The organism is Rhodococcus sp. NPDC057014, assembly GCF_042673295.1.
Lineage (GTDB): Bacteria > Actinomycetota > Actinomycetes > Mycobacteriales > Mycobacteriaceae > Rhodococcus_F.
Genome location: NZ_JBHUSF010000398.1, coordinates 1 through 7,064, shown reverse-complemented (window position 1 = coordinate 7,064; position 7,064 = coordinate 1). Strand labels below are relative to the sequence as shown.

Annotated in this window: 10 protein-coding genes and 1 pseudogene; 2 read left to right on the top strand and 9 right to left on the bottom strand. The window is 63.9% G+C overall.

What is annotated here, in order from left to right:
- Nucleotides 1-561 precede the first annotated feature (561 nt).
- The 5 genes and pseudogenes from ACFTZB_RS40815 to ACFTZB_RS40795 form a co-directional block, all read right to left on the bottom strand.
- Nucleotides 562-930, bottom strand: coding sequence for a hypothetical protein (locus ACFTZB_RS40815; RefSeq protein WP_378440904.1), 369 nt, complete (start codon nt 928-930; stop codon nt 562-564).
- A gap of 119 nt (nt 931-1,049) precedes the next feature.
- Nucleotides 1,050-1,199, bottom strand: a complete 150-nt coding sequence (locus tag ACFTZB_RS40810) for a hypothetical protein (RefSeq protein ID WP_378440902.1) — start codon at nt 1,197-1,199, stop codon at nt 1,050-1,052.
- A 322-nt stretch (nt 1,200-1,521) separates the two neighbouring features.
- Entirely contained in the window at nt 1,522-2,007 is a 486-nt protein-coding gene (locus ACFTZB_RS40805; protein ID WP_378440900.1) for a DUF6308 family protein, read from the bottom strand.
- A 43-nt stretch (nt 2,008-2,050) separates the two neighbouring features.
- Nucleotides 2,051-2,182: pseudogene (locus ACFTZB_RS40800) on the bottom strand (hypothetical protein); the annotation flags it as partial.
- A gap of 84 nt (nt 2,183-2,266) precedes the next feature.
- Nucleotides 2,267-2,476, bottom strand: a complete 210-nt coding sequence (locus tag ACFTZB_RS40795) for a hypothetical protein (RefSeq protein ID WP_378440898.1) — start codon at nt 2,474-2,476, stop codon at nt 2,267-2,269.
- On the opposite strand from ACFTZB_RS40795, the gene ACFTZB_RS40790 reads away from it, so the two are divergent.
- The gene (locus ACFTZB_RS40790; RefSeq protein ID WP_378440896.1) at nt 2,475-2,687 is read left to right on the top strand and encodes a hypothetical protein; all 213 of its coding nucleotides are present in this window, start codon (nt 2,475-2,477) and stop codon (nt 2,685-2,687) included. The two genes, ACFTZB_RS40795 and ACFTZB_RS40790, sit on opposite strands and share 2 nt — an antisense overlap.
- Nucleotides 2,688-2,707: 20 nt before the next feature.
- Here ACFTZB_RS40790 and ACFTZB_RS40785 read toward each other — a convergent pair whose 3' ends face one another.
- Nucleotides 2,708-3,958, bottom strand: coding sequence for a helix-turn-helix domain-containing protein (locus ACFTZB_RS40785; protein WP_378440894.1), 1,251 nt, complete (start codon nt 3,956-3,958; stop codon nt 2,708-2,710).
- A 168-nt stretch (nt 3,959-4,126) separates the two neighbouring features.
- On the opposite strand from ACFTZB_RS40785, the gene ACFTZB_RS40780 reads away from it, so the two are divergent.
- Complete coding sequence (locus ACFTZB_RS40780) at nt 4,127-4,852, top strand: RusA family crossover junction endodeoxyribonuclease (protein WP_378440892.1); 726 nt, start codon at nt 4,127-4,129, stop codon at nt 4,850-4,852.
- Nucleotides 4,853-4,880: 28 nt separating this feature from the next.
- Here ACFTZB_RS40780 and ACFTZB_RS40775 read toward each other — a convergent pair whose 3' ends face one another.
- The 3 genes from ACFTZB_RS40775 to ACFTZB_RS40765 form a co-directional block, all read right to left on the bottom strand.
- Nucleotides 4,881-5,771, bottom strand: coding sequence for an IS982 family transposase (locus ACFTZB_RS40775; protein WP_378440890.1), 891 nt, complete (start codon nt 5,769-5,771; stop codon nt 4,881-4,883).
- Nucleotides 5,772-6,050: 279 nt separating this feature from the next.
- Complete coding sequence (locus ACFTZB_RS40770; protein WP_378440888.1) at nt 6,051-6,554, bottom strand: hypothetical protein; 504 nt, start codon at nt 6,552-6,554, stop codon at nt 6,051-6,053.
- Nucleotides 6,555-6,559: 5 nt separating this feature from the next.
- On the bottom strand, nt 6,560-6,910 hold the full coding sequence (locus ACFTZB_RS40765) for a hypothetical protein (RefSeq protein ID WP_378440886.1): 351 nt from the start codon (nt 6,908-6,910) through the stop codon (nt 6,560-6,562).
- Nucleotides 6,911-7,064: the final 154 nt, after the last annotated feature.

Below are 7,064 nucleotides of genomic sequence, written 5' to 3'. Positions count from 1 at the left end.
CCGCTGCGCGGCTCGCAATAGGTCGATTCCCGTTGCCGCCGATCGAGTCGCTTCGCTCCTCTGCGTTTCCGAAATTAGGTTCTCACCTGCATCTTTGATCGGAACGTTCGATCCGGTCCCCCACACCCCAACGAGGCTGGGGACGCGGGCGGCTGCCCCACTCGCCTTCCCACGCCGCTCCACATCATACCCCAAGCATACCACCCCACCCTCACGTAACCAAAAACAGGTGAAAACCTCAAAACTCCTAAATCTGTTGATTTACAACAGATTACGAACCTTGCAGCCTCATATTTGTGCATAATCTGTGTAAATCTTTATCAGCCAACTGATTACTCAATCATATTGTAAATCAACACCTTTCAAAGTCGGCTCCAAAACGGACGAGACAGACACCCGCGCCCCCTCCACACCCCGGCGCCGGCACTGGACCACACAGGTCGCCGGCGACCTGCACATCACAAACCGGGGACATGTCATCACACCAGGTCACAACACCATCACACCCCCACACAGCCGCGGCCCGCACCCAGGAAATCTGGTGCGGGCCACGCGGCACGCTCAGTCCGGGGTGAAGAACAAGTCCATCCCGATGACGAACCACGCCGCCAACGCGGCGATCGGCATAAACGCCAGCACAAACGGAACGGCGAACTGCCGGGCAGCGCGCCACGGAACCGTCACCAACCCGAACACCACCACCAGCACCGCCGGCCCCGCCCAGCTCACCCAATACCCGGCCGGCGGCGGATCCGGCCCGAACGAGGTGAACGACCCGTGCGGATACACCCGGGGTCGCGGAACCTCGAAGAAGTGCTGCCACAAGATCACCGCCGGCACATAGCAGAAGAACCCCACCAGCAGACCCGCGATGACGCCCAGCGAAATCCGCAACCCCTTCCCCGATCCCGCGGGTGTCACCTCATCCACACCACCCATCATCGGACGCGCCCACGACGGACCACCCGGGACATGTCATTTGTGCAGTTCACGGCATCAAACGATGAATTTGTGCCGACGGCTTTCACCTGCCACCCACGCCCCGGCAATCACCGCCCCTCGGCCCACCGCTTCACCGGGCGGCGATCATCAGATGCCATCGCCTTCCACACCGCTGTCTCGCCCGCCGCCGTCCGGTACTCGACATCCGCGATCAGCACCTCCAGGCCGATCAGGCTCACCCCGAGATCGTCACCCACTCGTAGTCCACCCCGCGCGAAGTCCTCCAAGAGAGCGCGGCACCATCTCACCGGGCCCCAGCTCACCGATCTCCCGGGCCGGCCACCAGCGCCCCGCACCGTCGACCGCGCACTCGGCACGCGAAGACAACCCCGACCCGTCCCCTACCGGCTCCCGACGGCCCTTCCACGACGTCCTCGCCAGCATGCCCCGCGCAATCCCCAACGCGTCCGCGGTCTCCCGGACCGTCAACCCAAGCCGATCACGGCACACCGACGTCGCCACCGCCGCCAGCGCAGACCCTCGGACTCCTGGGTGGAGCACGCCCGGCTGAGGGACGTGTCATCTTCCCTGGTCAGCACGCTGCCCCAGACCCCGGGCCCTGCCGTCCATCCACACGATCACATCGAAGACCCGCAGCGCGGAGATCTCCTCCGGCAGACCGGCGGAGGATCGGAGGTTCAGCAGCCGGTGGTGCAGGGCACCGTCGTCGGCGCGCAGCGCCTCCCGCACCGGATTCAGATGTTGGTTCTCAGCGCCGAGGACGGCACTGACCATCGAATCCCAAATCGGGAACAGGCGGAGGCGTTTGCGGGCGATCAGCTTCGTCGCCTTCGTCCTGCCGACGTCGTGCAGGCCGCGGAGCGCGGTTTCCAGGTCCCAGGCGGGCCACCCAGGACCCAGCGGGTCCGGTTCGTCGACCAGGTCCCGATCCGGCCCGATCGCCGCCAGAAGGGCATTCAGCGTCTCCGCGCGAGTGCCCAGAATCTCCAGGGCCGCCGCCGGCGGAATCTGCACCGACAGGAACACCCGCCGCCACCAGATCATCGGCCGTGAACCGGTCCGCCATCTCGCCCCGGTCCCCCGCGCTCGACCAGGAATCGAAGTGCGCACCGACGTAAGCGTCCCCACCCAGATGGGGATCGCCGAAATACCGGTTCAGCGCGGCGATCGCCGCAGTGTCCGAGTCCGTCGCGAGGGCGGTCGGCAGCCGCACAGTCATACCCGCACCCTGTCACCCCCAGACGCCGGCGGCCGGGAACCGGGCCTCCGGGCCGCGCCGCGCCGCGACCCGAAACGCTGCCGATCAGGGCACGCCGCCCCCGGGCAAGAGCCGGCGGGCCTTGTCCGCCAGATCCGGCAGTCCCAACGCACCCCGCCACTCACCGTAGCCCCGCGCCGGGGCAACCAGAGCGAGTGCCTCGTCCACCAGCACCACCAGGCCGCTGGGGTACGCGACCCGGGCCACGAACCGGGCGACCTCATCCGCGGACAGGATCAGCCCGAACGGCGGCATGGTTCCTTCCCTGGTCGCCGACCACGCGGGACGCGACCTTCATGGTGACTACAAGACACACAGCGAGTCGCTGACCGCGTCTGTTGGGGTGCCGGTCACTGAATTGCTTGCTGATCCACGAACGCTCGCCGTGCAGATGTCCAAGTCAATCTTTCAAGGTTTCGGCTTCCACCCGGGCGATGAGTTCCTCAGCGACTACCAGAAGAGTTGACGAACTAACCGGTCTCGGCGCTACTCCTCGCTCGACGGTGGATGAATCATCCGGACGACGGTGAGTCCACCTTGGTTGATGCAATCTTCCGCCAGATCATGGACTTGCTGGAAGAAGTTCAGGCTGTCGGCGTCCGCACGGACGGTGGTCAGCACCGGGTTATAGCGAGCCAGGGGGATTGAATTATCCGCGAAAGGATGTCCAAACCGGTCGGCCGACTGGATGACTAGAGGTGTTCCGCCGGTCCATTCGATCCCAATTCTTACCTCGTACTCGTTCGTGCCTCGGTGTTCACTCACTGCTCGGATCATGCCCATGAGGTCAGCGACTGCGCATTCAATAGTCAAGGAGTCGATGAGATCGCCCGAGTTGTATCGGTCCGCCGCGGCGGGGTGCCCGCCCACGGCGGCGGCAAGGGAGACTGCCCCGTCGTGATGGACGCTCACCCACGCTTCTTTCCAGCGCGAACGTTCCGTGGTGGCGGTGTTCGCGGCTATCCAACGACGAAGACCGGGGCGCGGGTTGAGGAGATCCACCGATTCGAGGGGATGGATGCCACCACGGCCTGCGTAGACCAGTGCATGGGAACCGGCGGCCTCGAAGATCTCTCGGGCTTGGTCCCGATTCGGGCGGATGGTCTGGGAGGCAGATAGGCGGGGATGGGCCACTGCGATGAGCCAGGCGCGCTCATTGATGTCCCTGCCGGTGACCGCATCCTGGTAGAGGTTCACAAGGGCTTCCGCCTCGTGCCGGCGTTCGTCGAAGCGAGCTCTGTACATCGCTTCGATCTGGCGCTCTTTCATCCACACGGTGTCGGCGTCGTTTCGGATCGGCGCCCCGAAGTACTCGTTTCGGTAGATGAGGTGGGGGCCGTCGACACTGGCCGGAACGACGATTGCCACCGCTCGATTTCCGGGTTCGCCGAGAACGTGGATACCGAGCCCGAAGATCGGTGGACTGATCGCTGTGATGGCCGCACTTCGCAGGGCGCGTTCATGTGCTTCGTCAAGTTCCCCGGCGCCGAGGCGCTTGACCGCTGCCTTCTGCGATTCCTCGATCCCGTAGACGATCGTGCCACCACCGCTGTTGGCCATCGCAGCAATGTCCTTCGGATAGTCCGTCTGCGGCAGCCCTTTGGCGGGCGGCAGCTCGGACTTCCAATCCAGATCGTCGGTTTCCTTGAGCCCGTTATCGACGGCGGCGTCGATCATCGCGTCGATGATCGGTCCCGGTTCTCGACCGAGCAGGCGGTGGAGCGCGGTGAAGTCCATAGCTGGAATCTCTACCATCGGCGGCGCTCATGGCCACCTTCAGGTGGCACCGCACGTGCGGTCAACCTAGGTTGGACGGTGGTGAATCGGCGCATCGTCTCCGGTGCATGCTGGGGAAACCGGCAACATTGGGCCGACGACTTCGTCCGGACCGAGTTAGATCGAAAGATGATCATTCCCTCGCACCCAATCGAGATAGAACTCGCGCAAGCAGCCGACACCACTGCGGAAGAGCGCCTCGACGTGATCTGGAAGCACTACGAGAAGGAAACGGGGCGGCAACTTGACCGGCCGCCCACCGTGGTCCAGCGACAGGAAGTCCACGACTGGCTCAATCAACACGAGTCACATATCCGGACTATCGCAGCACGTAAGCCACAACTCGTGATCCTGGCATCGTCCAATCTCCTGTCGAAGGCAAACACGATTACGCAGTTGACGTGCCCATCGTGCGAAATCGAGACGGATACTACAGCTGGACCCTCACTGGACGTCTCCTTCCCTATCCAAGTGCTGCCCTGGTCAGCACAGGCCAGATCCGTCAACAACACAAAGATCAAGGCAGCGGTAACTGCGGAACTCGCGACACGACACATGTTTCAAGGCGCCGCAGGATCTAGGCCGATGTGCGTCTCGATTAGCTCGGTAGTTCCCCACAAACAGAGAAAGAAGGACGTCGACAACCTTGTCAAAGGTCTTCTCGACAGCCTCACGAGTGTCCTATACGACGATGACCGCCAAGTGCAGTGCCTGACCACCAGGCGATTTGAGTACTCGGGATCGATCGGCTTCTACTTTGTTCGCGCACGCACAGTTCGGCCTTGGGAGGCCGACGTAGTTTGGCCTGAAGCGCTGCAGGATCCGATCTTCGGGGTGGGCCAACCAATCACCTAACACCTAGATGATTGATTCCTTGAACGGATCAGTGGTCGTAGGCGATCAATGATCGCTTGGCAGTGGCGCCGATGTTCCAGTTGTGCCAGATGCCGGCGGCCATCGCCAGCACACGCTGGGCGACGCGGGCGAACACCCCGTGCGTGGTACGGCCACCGTGTTCCTCCAGGCCAAGCTGCCCTTTCAACGTGTGGTTGACCGATTCGATCCACTGCCGCACCCCGCCGAGATTGCCGTTCTTGTACGTTTCGTCCTTACGGTCCGGGCGTAGCAGCTTCAGACCCAGCGCGGCGGTGGTATCGGCGAACTGTGCGCCGGAAAAGCCTTTGTCGGCGAGCAAGATCTGCCCCGACCGAATCAGGTGATGATCGCGTTCGAGCAGCGCGGTCACCACCTCACGCTCACCGAGCTTCGGATGCGCCAGGCACCACATGATCGGCATCCCGTCGCCCGCACAGACCAGATACAGCTTCAGCCCCCAGTAGAAGCGCGAATGGGAGGCGCAATAGCCGTACCCGGCGTGTCCGGCCAGGTCCGATCGCTTCACCGTTTCACGAGACATTCCGCAGGGCACAGGGGTGGCGTCGGTGATCCACAGGTCGTCGAACCAGGATGGTGAGATCCGCGCCAGCGTCTGAATTGCCTTGCACAGCAACCCTCGTGCCGCCCTGACACGTTTGTTGTAGTCCGACTGTCCGGGAATGTAGGGAAACAGGGCACGCAACTCGACGCTGTGGTGGGCGTGCCGGATCCACCGGCGTTCACAATCGAACCCGAGCAGCATCTGTGCCACGGCCAGGGTGAGCAGTTCGGCATCGCTGAGCACGGGCCGCCGACCCCGACCGGAGCGGGGTTCGACGACATGATCGTCGATGAGCACATACAGTTCGGTCAGGAGGGTTTCCAGTTCTTTGGTCACGCTTTGATCTTGGAAACCCTCCGCCTACTCCTCCTCCGCGACACGCTTCAAGGAATCAACCATCTAGGCCTTACCGACCGTTGTCGGGCAACATCACGTGCGCTCGACGCGCGGGGTGCATGTATGGCGGACGGAGCCCAATCTGTCCCTCGCCGCCGGTGCGCACGTCGCCGTGCTCGTACAGGCAGGCCGGGGTTGCGGTGCGGCCGAGGCTGCCGTCGGGGTGCAGGTGCGCGAACTTCCACTGGTCGGCAGCCGGTTCTTCGTCGACGGTCCATGTCAGGACGTGGCCGTGGCGCCGGCGCCGCGTTTCTTCCCGATCGACATGATGGGTGCGAGCAGCTCGGTGATGGTGGCTGGGTCGCCGACGGCCCTCCACACCAGGTGCCGGCCGACGGTCAGCGGCAGCGGCATCACCCGCGAGCGGTACCGGCCTTGGCGCTCGGACACCAACGCTGGCAGCTGATCCGACATCTCGTCGAGTGCTTGCTGGTCGGGGCGGGCGGACCAGTACTGCACGTGTGGACCCGGCACTTCGTCCTCCGGCCACGCGAATGTTGCCGCCCAATGCCACCGGTCGTCGCCGTGGCCGGTGCAGCGTGCCAGCGGCGGGTCCAGGTACTCGGGGACGGTGTCGGGGCTGTAGGGGGTGTAGTCGGTGTCGGCCTCGAGTGCGGCGGCCTTGGTGTTCTCGCGGATCTCCGAGTCGCGCCGACAGCCTCCGCGGATCCACGGTGCTCCCCATGAGCTTGGGATGCACGCTGCCGGCCGATCGGGGGCCATATGTCTTACTCGTTGGCCGGCTCGGGAGCGAGATCGCTCCTGCGCTGCCGCGATTGCCGACGACTCTCGACGACGGCGCGGCGGCGCTCAAGCTCGGCTCTCTCCCTGACCCGTACCTCCTCCGGCTTGGCATAGTCCTCAATCTTCCCTATGGCCTTAGCAGTCGATTGCACAGCTGGTGCGATTTGCTCCAGGGCCTTCGTCGTCCGCTTGTGCAGCCCCAGGTGATCGTCCGAGTGCACGGCGACGACCTCGCCCCGCAGCAGCGCCACGTCCAAGACGAACGTGTCGACGTACCGATTCGCTGACCGCTCCCAGAAGTTGGGCGTGTCGCTGTACCTCACGGTGACGGTCACGACATCGGGAATGGGTTCATCGTTGAGAAGGTCCCCCTCCTCGGTGGCGTCGTCACTAGTAGTACTTTGTTAGGTGGGGAAGGTGTGGTCACAGAGTGGGCAGGTACCGATCCAACGGGCAAGTGCGCGTTGGAGTTCGCGGAGAACGGCGTAG